General features: G+C 62.9%; 14 protein-coding genes and 2 pseudogenes. 10 read left to right on the forward strand and 6 right to left on the reverse strand.

The window, feature by feature from the left end; genetic code table 11:
* Positions 1 to 21: 21 nt before the first annotated feature.
* The 5 genes from C7T36_RS00630 to C7T36_RS00650 all read left to right on the forward strand — a co-directional run bounded on the left by C7T36_RS00630 (position 22) and on the right by C7T36_RS00650 (position 5001).
* Positions 22 to 798 (forward strand): SDR family oxidoreductase, encoded by a 777-nt coding sequence (locus C7T36_RS00630; RefSeq protein WP_045070112.1) that lies wholly within the window; start codon positions 22 to 24, stop codon positions 796 to 798.
* Positions 795 to 1712, forward strand: coding sequence for an NAD(P)-dependent oxidoreductase (locus C7T36_RS00635; RefSeq protein WP_084703007.1), 918 nt, complete (start codon positions 795 to 797; stop codon positions 1710 to 1712). The genes C7T36_RS00630 and C7T36_RS00635 overlap by 4 nt, the downstream gene beginning before the upstream one ends.
* Entirely contained in the window at positions 1709 to 2140 is a 432-nt protein-coding gene (locus C7T36_RS00640) for a carboxymuconolactone decarboxylase family protein (protein ID WP_033230881.1), read from the forward strand. Before C7T36_RS00635 ends, C7T36_RS00640 begins: the two co-directional genes overlap by 4 nt.
* Before the next feature lie 6 nt (positions 2141 to 2146).
* Entirely contained in the window at positions 2147 to 3631 is a 1485-nt protein-coding gene (locus C7T36_RS00645) for an FAD-dependent oxidoreductase (RefSeq protein ID WP_045070117.1), read from the forward strand.
* A gap of 239 nt (positions 3632 to 3870) precedes the next feature.
* Entirely contained in the window at positions 3871 to 5001 is a 1131-nt protein-coding gene (locus tag C7T36_RS00650; protein ID WP_033231410.1) for a lipase family protein, read from the forward strand.
* A 12-nt stretch (positions 5002 to 5013) separates the two neighbouring features.
* On the opposite strand, the gene C7T36_RS29960 is transcribed toward C7T36_RS00650, so the two are convergent.
* Positions 5014 to 5304, reverse strand: coding sequence for a hypothetical protein (locus tag C7T36_RS29960; RefSeq protein ID WP_155276668.1), 291 nt, complete (start codon positions 5302 to 5304; stop codon positions 5014 to 5016).
* Positions 5305 to 5598: 294 nt separating this feature from the next.
* Positions 5599 to 6198 carry a TetR/AcrR family transcriptional regulator gene (locus C7T36_RS00660; protein ID WP_045070122.1) on the reverse strand — a complete coding sequence of 200 codons (600 nt, stop codon included), beginning with the start codon at positions 6196 to 6198 and terminating at the stop codon, positions 5599 to 5601.
* 120 nt (positions 6199 to 6318) lie between these two features.
* On the opposite strand from C7T36_RS00660, the gene C7T36_RS00665 reads away from it, so the two are divergent.
* The 4 genes and pseudogenes from C7T36_RS00665 to C7T36_RS00680 all read left to right on the forward strand — a co-directional run bounded on the left by C7T36_RS00665 (position 6319) and on the right by C7T36_RS00680 (position 9158).
* Positions 6319 to 7263 carry an alpha/beta fold hydrolase gene (locus C7T36_RS00665; protein WP_045070124.1) on the forward strand — a complete coding sequence of 315 codons (945 nt, stop codon included), beginning with the start codon at positions 6319 to 6321 and terminating at the stop codon, positions 7261 to 7263.
* 471 nt (positions 7264 to 7734) lie between these two features.
* A pseudogene (locus C7T36_RS00670) lies at positions 7735 to 7848 on the forward strand (transposase); the annotation flags it as partial.
* A 282-nt stretch (positions 7849 to 8130) separates the two neighbouring features.
* On the forward strand, positions 8131 to 8772 hold the full coding sequence (locus C7T36_RS00675) for a nucleotidyltransferase domain-containing protein (RefSeq protein WP_045070126.1): 642 nt from the start codon (positions 8131 to 8133) through the stop codon (positions 8770 to 8772).
* Positions 8772 to 9158 (forward strand): hypothetical protein, encoded by a 387-nt coding sequence (locus tag C7T36_RS00680; RefSeq protein WP_045070128.1) that lies wholly within the window; start codon positions 8772 to 8774, stop codon positions 9156 to 9158. The genes C7T36_RS00675 and C7T36_RS00680 overlap by 1 nt, the downstream gene beginning before the upstream one ends.
* 121 nt (positions 9159 to 9279) lie before the next feature.
* Here C7T36_RS00680 and C7T36_RS30730 read toward each other — a convergent pair whose 3' ends face one another.
* Both C7T36_RS30730 and C7T36_RS00690 read right to left on the reverse strand, forming a co-directional pair.
* Positions 9280 to 9807 carry a thiamine pyrophosphate-dependent enzyme gene (locus C7T36_RS30730; protein WP_084703009.1) on the reverse strand — a complete coding sequence of 176 codons (528 nt, stop codon included), beginning with the start codon at positions 9805 to 9807 and terminating at the stop codon, positions 9280 to 9282.
* A gap of 624 nt (positions 9808 to 10431) precedes the next feature.
* Positions 10432 to 10674 (reverse strand): annotated as a pseudogene (locus C7T36_RS00690) (hypothetical protein); the annotation flags it as partial.
* A 486-nt stretch (positions 10675 to 11160) separates the two neighbouring features.
* On the opposite strand from C7T36_RS00690, the gene C7T36_RS00695 reads away from it, so the two are divergent.
* Positions 11161 to 11640 (forward strand): carboxymuconolactone decarboxylase family protein, encoded by a 480-nt coding sequence (locus C7T36_RS00695; protein ID WP_033231413.1) that lies wholly within the window; start codon positions 11161 to 11163, stop codon positions 11638 to 11640.
* On the opposite strand, the gene C7T36_RS00700 is transcribed toward C7T36_RS00695, so the two are convergent.
* Both C7T36_RS00700 and C7T36_RS00705 read right to left on the reverse strand, forming a co-directional pair.
* Entirely contained in the window at positions 11634 to 12464 is an 831-nt protein-coding gene (locus C7T36_RS00700; protein WP_045070130.1) for a GNAT family N-acetyltransferase, read from the reverse strand. The two genes, C7T36_RS00695 and C7T36_RS00700, sit on opposite strands and share 7 nt — an antisense overlap.
* Positions 12465 to 12557: 93 nt before the next feature.
* Complete coding sequence (locus C7T36_RS00705) at positions 12558 to 13601, reverse strand: alpha/beta hydrolase family protein (protein ID WP_045070131.1); 1044 nt, start codon at positions 13599 to 13601, stop codon at positions 12558 to 12560.
* Positions 13602 to 13659: the final 58 nt, after the last annotated feature.

Consider the following 13659-nt stretch of genomic DNA (forward strand, 5'->3'; position numbering starts at 1 on the left):
CACCTCGAAAGCAGGATCGACATGGGACGTACAGAACCTACAGAACGTACCGAACGTTTTAGGGGACGCACTGCAATCGTCACCGGCGCCGCTCAGGGAATCGGCGAGGCATACGCCCGCGCACTCGCAACCGAGGGTGCCAATGTTGTTGTCGCCGACCTCAATCACGAACTCGGCGAATCGGTGGCCAAACAGATCTCTGCCGACGGTGGCAGCGCGGTCTTCAAGGCGGTCGACGTTGCCGACGGCGCATCCGCCCAGGCGCTCGCAGACTTCACGATCGAGCAATTCGGAAGCATCGAACACCTGGTCAACAATGCTGCCATCTACGGCGGAATGAAGATCGACTCGCTGCTCACAGTCGACTGGGAGTACTACCGGACGTTCATGAGCGTGAACATGGACGGCGCACTGCAGATGTGCCGAGCAGTGGTGCCCCACATGCGCGCCAACGGCGGTTCGATCGTGAACCAGTCCTCCACTGCCGCCTGGCTGTACTCCGGTTTCTACGGCCTCGCCAAGGTGGGAATCAACGGCCTGACTCAGCAATTGGCCACCGAACTCGGTTGGTCCAAGATCCGGATCAACGCGATTGCACCCGGACCGATCGACACCGAAGCCACCCGCACGGTCACACCAGGCAACATCGTCAAGGACATGGTCAAACGGATTCCACTGCAACGCATGGGAACTCCGGAGGACCTGGTGGGCATGTGCCTGTTCCTACTTTCCGACGAAGCGAGCTGGGTGACCGGCCAGATCTTCAACGTCGACGGCGGGCAGGTGTTCCGATCGTGACCGAGAATGCCGACAAGCCCACGCTCGGATACATCGGACTGGGCAATATGGGAGCGCCTATGGCGACCCGTCTCCTCGACTGGCCGGCCGGGCTGGTGGTGTGCGACGCGCGAGCCGAAGCTCTTGAACCGTTCACTGCCGCGGGGGCTCGTGCAGCACGTACGCCGGCCGACGTCGCAGCCACGGCGAGCGTCATCTCGGTCACTGTGCTCGACGACGCTCAAGTGCGTGATGTCGTCAACGGACCTGACGGCATCCTCAGCACTGCTCGGCCCGGGACCGTCATCGCCGTCCACTCGACCATCTCCGACACCACCGCGGTGGAGTTGGCCAGGATCTGCGAAGAGCACAGTGTGACCTTGATCGACGCACCCGTCAGTGGCGGCGCCCCCGGTGCCACACACGGCAAGCTCGCCGTGATGATCGGCGGGCCGATAGAGGCTTTCGAGAGGGTTCGCGAGCCGTTCGGATGTTGGGCAGAACTGGTGGTCCACGCCGGAGACATCGGCGCCGGCACCCGAATGAAGCTGGCGCGTAACCTTCTTCACTTCGTATCCTTCACCGCCGCTACCGAAGCGTCGAGGTTGGCCGAAGCGGCCGGTCTCGATATTCGCACCCTGGGTAAGGTCGTACGCCACACCGATGCCATTACCGGTGGGGCCGGCGCCATCATGCTGCGGACCACCACCGAGTCCGTTGACGAGAGCGATCCTTGGTACTCGATTCTCGGTCACGTTCGCAACCTGGGTGAGAAAGATCTGAGCCTGGCGCTCGATCTGGGTGACCGTCTCGGCGTCGACCTGCCCCTCGCGAACCTGGCACTGACAGGGCTCGGTCCAGGACTCGGTGTGGGGGTAGGCGCCCCGCCGGAAAATACCGCGTTCTCAGGACCATCCACGAAGGAGCAGTCATGACCGATCTGAACGGACACTCCATCTCCGAGGCCCGGACACGCGGTGTGTCGAAAATGAACGAGGTGTACGGCTGGGAATTGCCTGCCGACGTTCCGGGAGAGTTTTTTGCCGTCACAGCCGATCATCTGTTTGCCGATATCTGGACTCGGCCGGGGTTGTCGATGCGTGATCGACGACTGCTCCTCCTTGGCGCGATTACCGCCCAAGGGCAAACCGACGTCGCAAAAATCCAGATCAATGCGGCGATCCTCAACGAAGAACTCACCGAGCAGCAAGTCGAGGAAGCTGCCATCTTCCTGTGTCACTACACCGGGTGGCCTTTGGCAACCGGACTCAACAATGCCTTGATCTCGGTCAAGTCCGACCGGCGTAAGGCTGCCCGAGCTGCCGAAAAGGCCGCAACCGAACCAACTCCCGCGAAGGACTGAAACGCGATGGCCCCAGCGAACTCCACCGGATCGGCGCACTCGATTCGGCCCGTAGCCGTAGACAATGTAGACACCTGGCATCTCGAAGCCGACGTTGTTGTCGCCGGATACGGGATCGCCGGCGTCAGCGCCGCCATCGAAGCGGCGCGAGCGGGTGCGGACGTGCTCGTTCTCGAACGCACAAGCGGGTGGGGCGGGGCCGCCGCGTTGGCCGGCGGGTTCATCTATCTCGGCGGCGGTACACCGCTGCAGAAGGCACTCGGTTTCGAAGACACCCCCGAGAACATGAAGACGTTCATGATGGCCGCTCTCGGCCCAGGTGCCGACGAGGAAAAGATCACCGACTACTGCAACGGCAGCGTCGAACACTACAACTGGCTGGTCGACAACGGAGTGCCGTTCAAGGAGAGTTTCTACGGCCAGCCGGGCTGGGAAACTCCGTTCGACGACGGTCTCATGTACTCCGGCGGCGAGAACGCCGCGCCTTTCAACGCTATCGCCACCCCGGCCCCGCGCGGGCACGTACCGCAGATGAGCGACAAACGCACCGGCGAGAAGGGCGGCGGGTTCATGCTGATGAAGCCACTCGTCGAGACGGCGGAGAAACTCGGCGTGCGGGCCGAGCACGACATGCGGGTGCAACGCCTTGTTGTCGACGGTGATCGAGTGGTCGGCATCATCGCCAAGCGCTACGGCAAGGAAGTGGCTGTGCGGGCTCGGACCGGTGTTGTTCTGGCAATGGGCAGTTTTGCCTACAACGAGTCGATGGTCGAGTCGTATGCGCCGCGTCTGATCGGGCGGCCAGGTGCGGCCATCGAGGAGCACGACGGCACTGCCATCCGGATGGCGCAAGCTCTGGGCGCCGACCTCGCGCACATGGATGCCACCGAGGTCGCGTTTTTCGGCGATCCTCAGCTGATGGTGCGCGGAATCCTGGTCAACGGCCGCGGGCAACGCTACGTCAACGAGGACACCTATCCTGGGCGCATCGGCCAGGAAACGTTGCTCCGCAACAACAATGAGGCCTACCTGATCATCGACGAAGCCGCGTACGACGAGGGCGCCGGCGCAGACAGTTCCACGCCGTTCTTCCGGTTCCGCCCCAAGTGGGTGGCCGAGACCGCCGCGGAACTCGAATCGGACATGGGTTTGCCCGAGGGCACCTTGCAGTCCACTGTCGAGGTGTACAACCGCCACGCCGAACGGGGCGAGGATCCGGTCTTCGGCAAGAAACCCGAATGGGTCAAGCCGATCGGCTCCCCGATTGCCGCCCTTGACCTTCGGGGCTTCACGGCAGGCTTCACCCTCGGCGGCCTGCGAACGTCGATCCAGTCGGAGGTACTGCACGTTTCGGGCGAACCGATCCCCGGATTGTTCGCTGCGGGCCGTTGCACTGCCGGAGTCTGTGCCGGCGGATACGCGTCGGGAACGTCGCTCGGTGACGGCAGTTTTTACGGTCGGCGCGCCGGGATCAGCGCAGCCAAGGGTTAGCGGGCGTACTCTCACCGACCGCGTCCCCGTCAACGAACCGAAAACGGACCTAAAGAGCCTCGCACCACATGATGTGCTGCGGAGCATTCGCCCTCGCCTCTGGACTGACAGTGAAACCACTCGACCGGCCCTCGACCGCGGTAGCGGCACCCGAAGATTGTCGAACCGGTGTGCCGGCAACTCCGGTTCGCGCAGAATGGAAGTCTGCGTACACACGGACGAACCCCGGGAGCGGTGCAATGATCCGACGACGGCTCGGCCAAACATTGATGGTGATCACGCTCGCCTCTGCGGTCGTCTCGACCGCGCCCGCCCAGGCGCAGGTGCCGTCGCCAGTCACGGCGCCGGGCACAGTGACCGCGACAGATCCCCTGCCACGAACCTTCTGGATCCCCGGCGCCGTCAACGGATCAAAGCTCACCTATTGGTCCACGGGACCGCTGAACCGGCCCGCGTTGAGTACGGGCGCGCTCTTCCTCCCCGCCGGTGATCCACCCGAAGGCGGCTGGCCGGTGATCTCGTGGGCCCACGGCACCGTCGGTATTGCCGACAAGTGCGCTCCCACGGTGACCGGGACCGTCGGCAGTCCATACCTCACGAACTGGCTCTCGCAGGGCTATGCGATCGTCGCGACCGACTACGTGGGGCTCGGCACGCCGGGAATCCACCCCTACCTGGACGGACCGTCGGAGGCGCACAGCATGATCGACATGGTGCGTGCTGCGCGTGCGGTCGAACCGTCGCTCTCACCGCGGTGGGTGGCACTCGGACAGTCTCAGGGCGGGCAGTCCGCGATGGTCACGGCAGCGATCGCAACACGATACGCACCGGAACTGGACTACCGGGGCGCGGTGGCGACCGGGGCGCCGTCGAATCTGGAGAACCTTGCACCACTCGTGGGGCCGGACTTTCCCCGATTGCCACTGACCGGCAGCACCGTATTCGTGTCGTACATCCTGGCCGGACTCCGGGCGGCACGACCCGATCTCGACATCGATCGTTACCTGACACCGCGCGGCACCGATGCCCTGGCCCGAGCCGAAACCGACTGCTACCAGGAAATGGCATCGGACCTCGGCGACGTCACGATCGGCGATCTGGTGAACCGGCCCCTCGACGATCCCGCAGTGCTGGCCGCTGCTCGCAGCATGCTGGAAATCCCGGCGACCGGGTACGATCGGCCCGTCTTCCTCGGGCAGGGGCTGACGGACGAGATGGTGCCGGCGCCGCTCGCGTTGAAACTCGCCGCCGAACTCGCCGCCAACCGCCAGCCAGTCACATTCCGCACCTATCCGACGGGGCATATCGAGACGATGCGGGCTGCACTCCCCGAGAGCCTCTCCTTCGTCCGGAACCTGTTCGAGCCGTAGATAAGTCGATGCTCAGCGCGGGGCCAGGTTCTTCAGTGCCAGAGCAAGAATGCGCTGCATGTCTTCGAACCGATAACTCGCCTCGGGTTGGCAGACTCGGACAGCGACCAGGTAATTCGACATGGCCAGTCCGTGCAGCAGACCCCAGAGCATTGGACCGATGTCCCGAGCCTCGCCGGCGATCAGGGTGCCGCTCTGCTGCGCCTCGACGACGCTACCCTCGACGAGTCCTTGCGGCGTGCGGTAATACGTCCGCGAGATCTGCACTATTACGGGGATGCCGAGGCAATCGTGTCTCGGCACGAGGCCCGTTTTCATCCGGCCCAAAAGGTCCATTTGCGTGATGACCGACCACAACTGACAAGCCACGTGATCGTGCAAAGTCATTGAAGTACGGATGCGAAAAGGAAGATTAGGGCCGAGCGCGTCTCGGAGGTGCCGACGACAGTGCCTCAGAATCGTTCGCTACTAACACACCCGACGATGAGACACTCCGAAGCTGCGCCGGCCTTGCCGACTGTGAATCACAGCAGTAAGTGGCGTGATTTTCGCGGCGCTTCCTGTCCGTGCTCCACGTGAGGGTGCGATGGGCCTGGGTCAGCGAAGTCCTCGGCTAAGCACGCCCGAAATGAGTAGTTGTACGAGAATGGTGGCCTCGTATTGGGCGTCGCTTGCGGCACCGATGCAGAGGTTGCCGATGCCTTTGAGCACGTTGTACGCATCGACCGGCGGAGCAGTGTCAACGGACTCGAGTGTTGCCTCGAGGAGGTCGCTACACACCGGTACGAGACGGCCAACGAAGTAGGTGTGCAGAGCGTCGGACCCGGCGCTGTCTCCGTGGAGTGCGCCAGCGAGCCCGTGTTTGGTGACAAGGAAATCGACGAACAAATCCACCCATGCCCGCAAGGCCGCCTCGGGCGTCGCGCTCTCCGCGAGTAGTCGCGGGCCGGCTTCTGCGCATGCCTCGACCTGGTGTCGGTACACCGCCACTACGAGCTCCGGACGGGTCGGAAAGTGACGGTAGATCGTCCCCACACCGACGCCGGCTTTCGCTGCGATCTCCCGCACCGGAGCGTCGACCCCGGACGTCACGAACACCGCCGCCGCTGCGTCAAGGAGTGCCTGCTGGCTTCGACGCGGACGGCCCACCTGCTGGGGCCGCGCAACGCGCGACTGGTCGCTCTCGGTGTCAGTCATGTGCCTGTCCTCACCAATTCGATCGGATGTACTTGCATTACGGAACACTGTTCCGTAACGTTACGGAACGTCGCTCCGATAACCAGTATCGCAGAGCGCACCCGCAGCAAGGAAGTTTCCATGACCTCATCAATGATCAACACACTGAACGGCATTGTCGGCGCCGGCACTCCGGTCGTCTCCGCTGCTCCCATCGAACTGTCCGCCCCCGGCCGGCCGGTACCGCTGGAAGTTCGGGTGTCCGCCCCGGCGACCGGCGCGAACCTGCCGATCGTGGTGTTCTCCCACGGCAACGGGTGGAACCTCGACGGCTACGCGCCGCTCACCGCGTTCTGGGCCTCCCGCGGGTTCGTCGTGATCCAGCCCACCCACCTCGACTCGCGCCGGAACGGTTTCGGGTTCGACCACCCGGTGTTCCCGACCATCTGGACCGAGCGGATCACGGATCTCACCCGCATCCTCGACCAGCTCGACACCATCGAGGCCGCCGTCCCCGGGCTTACCGGCCGCATCGACCGCAGCCGCGTCGCCGCCACCGGCCACTCCTGGGGCGGACAGACAGCGCAGTCACTCCTCGGCGCTCGGATCTTCGACGAAGCAGGCCAAGTCGGCGACGACATGTCCGACAGCCGCGTCACCGCGGGCATCCTGTTCGCAGCAACCGGCGTCGGCGGCGACGACCTGCATCCGTTCGCGAAGGCGAACTTCCCATTCATGCGCCCCTCGTTCCAGGAACTGACCACGCACACGCTCGTCGTCGCCGGCGACCACGACCAGTCCAAGATGTCCAGCCGCGGCCCCGACTGGTTCACCGACGCCTACACACACAGCCCCGGCGCCACCGACCTCCTAACCTTTTACGGTGCCGAGCACTCGCTTGGCGGAATCGTCGGATACGAAGTCGCCGAAACCACGGACGAAAGTCCGGAACGGGTCGCCGTCATCCAGCGGATGAGCACCGCCTACCTTCGCAGCGCTCTCCGCGTCGATGAGACCAGCTGGCCCGCCGCCCGCGCCGCATTCACCGACAGCGCCGACCCGATCGGGCACGTCGACAGCAAGTGACAGGCCCAGTTAGGTCTCTCGTCGTGCACCAGTGGTCGCTGGCAGAGGCCTGACTGCGGTACTTGGGAGCGGCACGTCGACAGCGACTACTGCCGGCGAGACTGGTGGTGGTCGTAATGAGATGAAGACGTTGCGCCGGATGCCGGGATGACTGCATTTTTCAGAAGACGACTGCGCGCTCGGTGGAAGCATCATCACTGAGTCGTTCCCTGACTGACTGCTGAACCTTGAGTCCGAGAATTGATCGGGTGTTCCCTAAGGTTGGTGGTGTCCAGAGTGGACGCTCTGGATGCCCAGCGCGGTGGGGTGTAGCTGATCGGGTTTTGTTGCTGCCGTAGCTCGATAGGACTGGCTGCCTCACCGTTCTGGACGCTCCGGTCGCTGATTGAGAGCTGATGCGAACGGTCGCTGTTTAGGGATCTGGTGACGGAGACGTCCGCGGGCCCCACCTGCAACGACAGGAGCGAGTTGATGAATGATCACCTCACCGTGTGGATCGGGATCGATGTCGGGAAGGCCTCGCACCACGCATGCGCAATCGACGACACCGGAAAGGCCCTCTGGAGCCAGAAAGTGCGCAACGACCATACGCCGGCTGCTTCGACGCAGAAAGAATGACCGCAAATCGACTCCACAGATGACGGACGGAACACACATTACGATGGACGCCGTCACAGCCACGCTCCCAACAATATTGGCCCACACAGCATCTGCTCACAAGGCTCGAACACAGAAGCCGGCAAGCACGTCGACAGAATTGCTCAGGTCCATTCTGTGGCTCTCAGCCCTGACGGTCCGGACTACCTCGCACTACTCCAACTATAGTTGCTATAGTCAAACTTTAGTTGGAATGAGGAGGTGCCTGCCATGCAGCTGAACAGGCCGTTCGCCACGGTAACACCGACCCTGGACGGCGACGTGCTTGCTGTCTTGGCGAGCGCGGAGGTCACGTTCACGATCAGCCAAGTCCAGCGCATCCTCGCCACGGGGTCGGGCGAAGGCATCCGCAAGGTCCTCACCCGCCTCGTCGCGCAAGGTGTGGTGCTCCGCGATCAGGTAGGTAGGACCAACACCTACCGCCTCAACACCGAGCATCTCGCGGCCGAGCCCATTATGGCGCTTTCACAGCTGAACTCCACCTTCCTCAAGCGCCTCGAAAAGCACCTGGACGGGTGGCGCAAGACGCTGCGGTACGCCGCAGTGTTCGGATCGGCAGCGACCGGGCGCATGAAGCTCGACAGCGACATCGACCTGTTCCTGGTGCGCGCCGCTGACGCCGGCCACGACGGGGACGATGCGTGGGAGGAACGGGTAACCGAACTCGCCCGACTGGTCACCGCGTGGACCGGCAACGACGGCCGCATCGTCGAGTACGCCGAGGACGAGTTCCGTGCCGCGGCCGCCGCCGGCGAACCCCTGCTCCGTGACGTGGCGAAGCAAGGCCTGACCGTAGCGGGGACACGGAGCTGGTTCAACGGGCAACTGCGCCCCGCTGCGAGGAGGTCCTGATGGCGGGACAACTCGACTGCGACTCCGTTGTCACCGCAGGCCGCATGTCCAAAGCGAACGAGTTCTTCGACGCCGCTGACCATCTCGGAGAGGAGATGCCCAACGCCGCCGGGGACTTGTACGTCGACGCGGGTATCGCCGCCTCGGACGTACTCTGCTGCGTGCGCCTCGGTGTGCACTCGAACACCGGCAACCACAGCGAGGCCATTGCCCTACTCAAACGTGCCGACAGTGGATCCGAACGGCATCTGAACACACTGCTGAACTTGAAGAACAAAGCGGCCTACACGCACCAGGACCTGACCTCTGCGGAGTTGAAGAAGATGAACCGCGCGGCGGAGCACCTGGTCGAGGCAGCCAAGCAGGCAATGGCCGCCCGGGGGTAGTCCGCCGACTCCCCGGGATCCAGCGCGCCTACCGTTGCGTGGGGCGCCGTCGTTTGTTCACAAAAAATGCGCTTTAAGCCATCACAGCTGTATTACCCGATCATGCATCCCGATCCCTGCATTACCCGACTACCGCTTCCACGAGCGTGGGTCCAGGGACCGCATGTGCCCGGCGCAACGCCGCCCGCAACTCTCCTACCGAGTGCACCTGAGAGGACGGCACTCCGTAGCCACGAGCGGTCGCACACCAGTCCAGACTCGGATTGGTAAGCGAAGTCAGAGAGTTCGCCAAGTCGCCACTGGTGTGACCGAGGCGCTGCAGCTCGGTGTTAAGGATTCCGTACTTTCGGTTCGACACCAAGACGACGGTGATATCAGTACCTTCGCGGGCCATCGACCACAGTGTCTGAACCGTGTACTGGGCACTGCCATCGGACTGAATCGCGACGACGCGACGTCGTGGCGCCGCCAACGACGCACCAAAGCTACAGGTAGTCCCTGTCCGATTGCACCACCGGCGTTGGTAAGAACACTGTGACGCGGCCCGTTCTGCGATGCTGCGAAAAAGCTGTGCCCGACAGTGCCACCTTCGATTGAAACAATGGCGTCCTCCGGCATCGTCTCGGCCGCCACAGAACCGATGGTCCATCCGTCCAGGCCCTGCTCATCCGAGAGCGCGGCAGTTTGGCCACACACTCTGACGGTGGCCGTGGAAGCGCCCACCGGGAGACCGGACAATTCTTCGTCCAACGCAACAAGTGCGGCGTACGAGTCCTCCTCGTCGGTCGACAACGTCAATGTTGCAACGCCTTCGGCAAGAGCACTCGGATGTTCCCGGTACCCGAAAAACGCGACCGGTGACTTGGTACCGACCAACACCAGCGGGGCAGCGGTCGACAACGCCGCAACCGCATCTTCGGGGAAGTACGGCAACCGGCCGAACTCAGGACGGTCTCCACCTCGATCAAGTCGCACTGCCGTCGTTCCGGTGAATGCGCGGCCACCAGTTCGTCGACAGATCCGATCAAGTATTGTGCGGCAACGAGTTTCGAGCGCATCCCAGCCAATGAGAAACACCGGCCGCGCATCATTCGCTCGTAGGCTCGCAGCAACTGCCTCCACCGCGCTGTCCGCAGGACGTGAGCGCGCGGCCTGGCAGGAAGTCACCGCGAGCGGGATTGCATCCTGAATCGTAAACAATCCCAACTGGGTACATCGCCATGTGCTCCAAACCTATTGCACCACTATTCCTTTGAATCAACGCGACAGTGCCATCCAAGATCGGGTTCAAACCCTTGAACCATGCCTGCGCGACCGCAGCCGTGTCACAGGCAGTGATCAGTTTCGCGGCGCGGTACGCGATACGAAGGCGTTCGACATCGGTGTCGTTGCCGATGGTTCGCGTGCCCTCCGCCCACTGACGGACCGCCCGTGTTTCCTTGACCTTCCCGAGATCAGCGACACGGCGAGCGCCGAGCATCTCGCGCAGTGCGGTCACCAGTTCCGCCCGCTTCATGCGGGCAGCAAGATTGTAGGCAGCGAGATCAGGACTCGGATGCGCCGTAGTCGTACAAATACAGCTCCCAATCACAGGGAAGATCACATCGAGAAACCCGCCATCAACACAAGCTCGTGTGGCATCGACCATGGCTCGAACTGGCCGACAAACTGTTGAGTGATCCGCTGTTCGACTCTGCCAAAACCACGTTCTTCCTGCGCAGAAGACTGAACCGAGATTTCTCGGCCTATTCGGTTGAGAACGGCATCTTCACTCCATTTCCTGCCGGATTCCGGCGGATTGAACCGCGCCAGAGGTCGCGATCAGAGTCCCCACTTGGGCGGGATCGCCGATCGGTCGGCGTGCCGGGGTCAGCGCAGCCAAGGGGTAGCGGGCACATTTTCACAACGGGGTTCTCATGCCGACCAGTGGGACTCGCACAGCGGCCTGGCAGGTTCGCGCCGCTATCGTCGGAGAAAGAAACCACACGAGATGGAGTCGACGATGAACATCACTGTGCCCGAGGGCAAAGATCCCATCGAATACGTGTGGGGTGACCTGGTTCCCGAGATCGGGCGCGCGGCGTCGAGACTCTCACGCGCGGTCACCACGAAGTCGACTCTCGGCCTACGCGAGTTCGAGGCCGCACGGTTGCGGATCGCGCAAATCAACGGCTGCATCGTGTGTATGGACTGGCGCACCGAACGCGACGGAGTAAAAGTTGAAGATACTTTTGGCGAATCCGTTGAAAACTGGGAAACCACTGACGCTTTCGATGACCGCACGCGCCTGGCCGCCGAATACGCGCAGCGGTACGCATTGGATCACCACGGCCTCGACGACGCATTCTGGGAACGGATGAGCGCGCAGTACAGCCAAGCGGAAATTGTCGAACTCTCGATCAGCATCGGATCGTGGATCACGTCCGGTCGGCTCAATCACGTTCTCGGACTCGACACGGTCTGCGCACTCCCCGGTCAGTGAAGCTGGGACTCACGGCGTCGTTCCAGAAACAGGGTGTCACGCCACTGCCCACCCAACTGGGCGATCCGTGAGCGGGTGCCGACAATGCGGAATCCGACGGCCTGATGTAGAGCAACGCTCGCTCGATTCTCAGGGAAGATTGACGACTGGATTGTCCAGATCTCGCTGGTGTCGGCGGCCTGAACTTGATGACGAAGGAGCAGTTTCCCGACGCCGCGGCCACGCGCTGCGCCTCCGACGTAGATGGAGTTCTCGGCAACACCTCGATAGCAGTCGCGCGATGACGTGGGACTGAGGGTCGCCCAACCCACGACGCGGCCGTCGATCTGGGCTACCCACCGATGATCGGGCAACCATTGCTCGTCCAGCTTCTGCGCGGAAGGCACCGACGTGGTGAATGTTGCTGTACCGGTGTCGATTCCCTCGCGGTAGATCGATCGCACGCCGTCCCAGTCACGCTCGTCCATTCTGCGGAGCGTGACGTCTGTCGGCAAGGCCCCCAGTGTGTCGCGCACCTGCGCCCGCGGCGAGACGATCTTTGCCGCGTCCATGAGGTCGGAATACGCCGAACCCGCAACGCGGATCACGGAAGTCCCGCCTTGGACGTCGACATCGATGAAGCCCACGTTCGCGAGCGCCTCGAGATGGGTTCCGAGTGTCGACGGTTCGATGCCGGTTTCACCTGCAAGTGCGGCAATCTCGACTGGTCCGACTGCAGCGAGTTGCAATACTCGAAGCCTCGCGGGATCTCCCAGACACGCAAATCGACGGGCAAGAACGTCAGTGTCTTCGGCTGCGGCGACGCTGCGCGTTTCGGAACTCACCCGGTGATGATAACCGCGCTGACCAGCATCTAGGTTAGTCAGATCTCGAACTATGCGAGAGAAGTGAGCAATAACTCACCGGCTGATCGGTACCTATCGCTGGGTACCGATCGCGTCGGCGATCATGGGCCAGGAGTTGTGCAGATCGTCCTGCCAGTAACCCCACGAGTGAGTGCCGGTCGGCCGGAAGTCGTACGTTGCCGGGATTCCCAACGTATTGAGGCGATCTGCGAGGCGCTGCGTGCACTGATTTGTGCCCGCCTCGATGACGCCGCCCACGATCACCTGATTGGCGAGGACACCCGGATCTCCATTCACCATCGGCCCCGCCAAGGTCTCGTGCGGGCCAGGTAAACCGGTTCCGTTGCTGATGTACAGGTCGATACCACGCAACTTCTCCGCGTTGACAACCGGATCGTTGGCCACCCAGGCCGGGCTTCCGGGAGGGCCCCACATGTTGTTGACGTCGCCGCCGCGGAAGCTGACCACGAAGGTCACATAGTCCTGACCCGGTTGGGTGCTCGTCTCAGCGCATCCGCTGAACGCTCCCACGGCGCGATACACCGACGGCGCCGCTTCGGCCAGACTCAGAACCGATGTGCCGGCCATGGATAGACCGGCAACGGCATTCTCCCCGGTAGTTCCGAGCGTCGCGTCGACGATCGGGGGAAGCTCCTCGGTCAGGAAGGTCGTCCATTTATTGAGTCCGAGAACGGGATCGGGTTGCTGCCAGTCCGTGTAGTAGCTGTATGCACCGCCGATGGGATTGACGACGTTGACGTTCTTGTCACCGAAGAAATTGACGACGTCTGTCCTGGTCTGCCACGTCGCCGAATCTTCGCCGCCGCCGGCTCCATTGAGCAGATAGAGCGTCGGCCGTGGCGCGCTCGCATCTGCTGGGAGGATCACCTCGAGCGGTATCACTTTGTCCATCGCTGCCGAGCGGACGTACATCGTCAGTTGGCGGTCGTTGACCACTTCGATGCGATCGAGCGCGGACCCGTCTGCCGATGTCGGTGTGCCGGGGGGAAGAGATCGAGACTGATCGGCAGACGCCAGCGCTACTTCACCGAACAATCCCGTCGACGCAATGAGTGCGCCAACCAGTAGTGCCCGACTGTGTCTGATCCTTCTCATTGCCGCTCCTCGTGCTCGATTGCGGTGCCCGAAAACGGGATGGTCGCTCTTGTGTCAT

This window comes from Rhodococcus sp. AD45-ID, assembly GCF_003023755.1.
Classification (GTDB): Bacteria; Actinomycetota; Actinomycetes; order Mycobacteriales; family Mycobacteriaceae; genus Rhodococcus_F; species Rhodococcus_F globerula.

Excerpts from the sequence above, each read along its gene's own strand:
- C7T36_RS00630 (WP_045070112.1), top strand. The coding sequence starts at position 22 with ATGGGACGTACAGAACCTACAGAACGTACCGAACGTTTTAGGGGACGC.
- C7T36_RS00640 (WP_033230881.1), top strand. The coding sequence starts at position 1,709 with ATGACCGATCTGAACGGACACTCCATCTCCGAGGCCCGGACACGCGGT.
- C7T36_RS00645 (WP_045070117.1), top strand. The coding sequence starts at position 2,147 with ATGGCCCCAGCGAACTCCACCGGATCGGCGCACTCGATTCGGCCCGTA.
- C7T36_RS00650 (WP_033231410.1), top strand. The coding sequence starts at position 3,871 with ATGATCCGACGACGGCTCGGCCAAACATTGATGGTGATCACGCTCGCC.
- C7T36_RS00660 (WP_045070122.1), bottom strand. The coding sequence starts at position 6,198 with ATGACTGACACCGAGAGCGACCAGTCGCGCGTTGCGCGGCCCCAGCAG.
- C7T36_RS00665 (WP_045070124.1), top strand. The coding sequence starts at position 6,319 with ATGACCTCATCAATGATCAACACACTGAACGGCATTGTCGGCGCCGGC.
- C7T36_RS00675 (WP_045070126.1), top strand. The coding sequence starts at position 8,131 with ATGCAGCTGAACAGGCCGTTCGCCACGGTAACACCGACCCTGGACGGC.
- C7T36_RS00680 (WP_045070128.1), top strand. The coding sequence starts at position 8,772 with ATGGCGGGACAACTCGACTGCGACTCCGTTGTCACCGCAGGCCGCATG.
- C7T36_RS30730 (WP_084703009.1), bottom strand. The coding sequence starts at position 9,807 with ATGGACCATCGGTTCTGTGGCGGCCGAGACGATGCCGGAGGACGCCAT.
- C7T36_RS00695 (WP_033231413.1), top strand. The coding sequence starts at position 11,161 with ATGAACATCACTGTGCCCGAGGGCAAAGATCCCATCGAATACGTGTGG.
- C7T36_RS00705 (WP_045070131.1), bottom strand. The coding sequence starts at position 13,601 with ATGAGAAGGATCAGACACAGTCGGGCACTACTGGTTGGCGCACTCATT.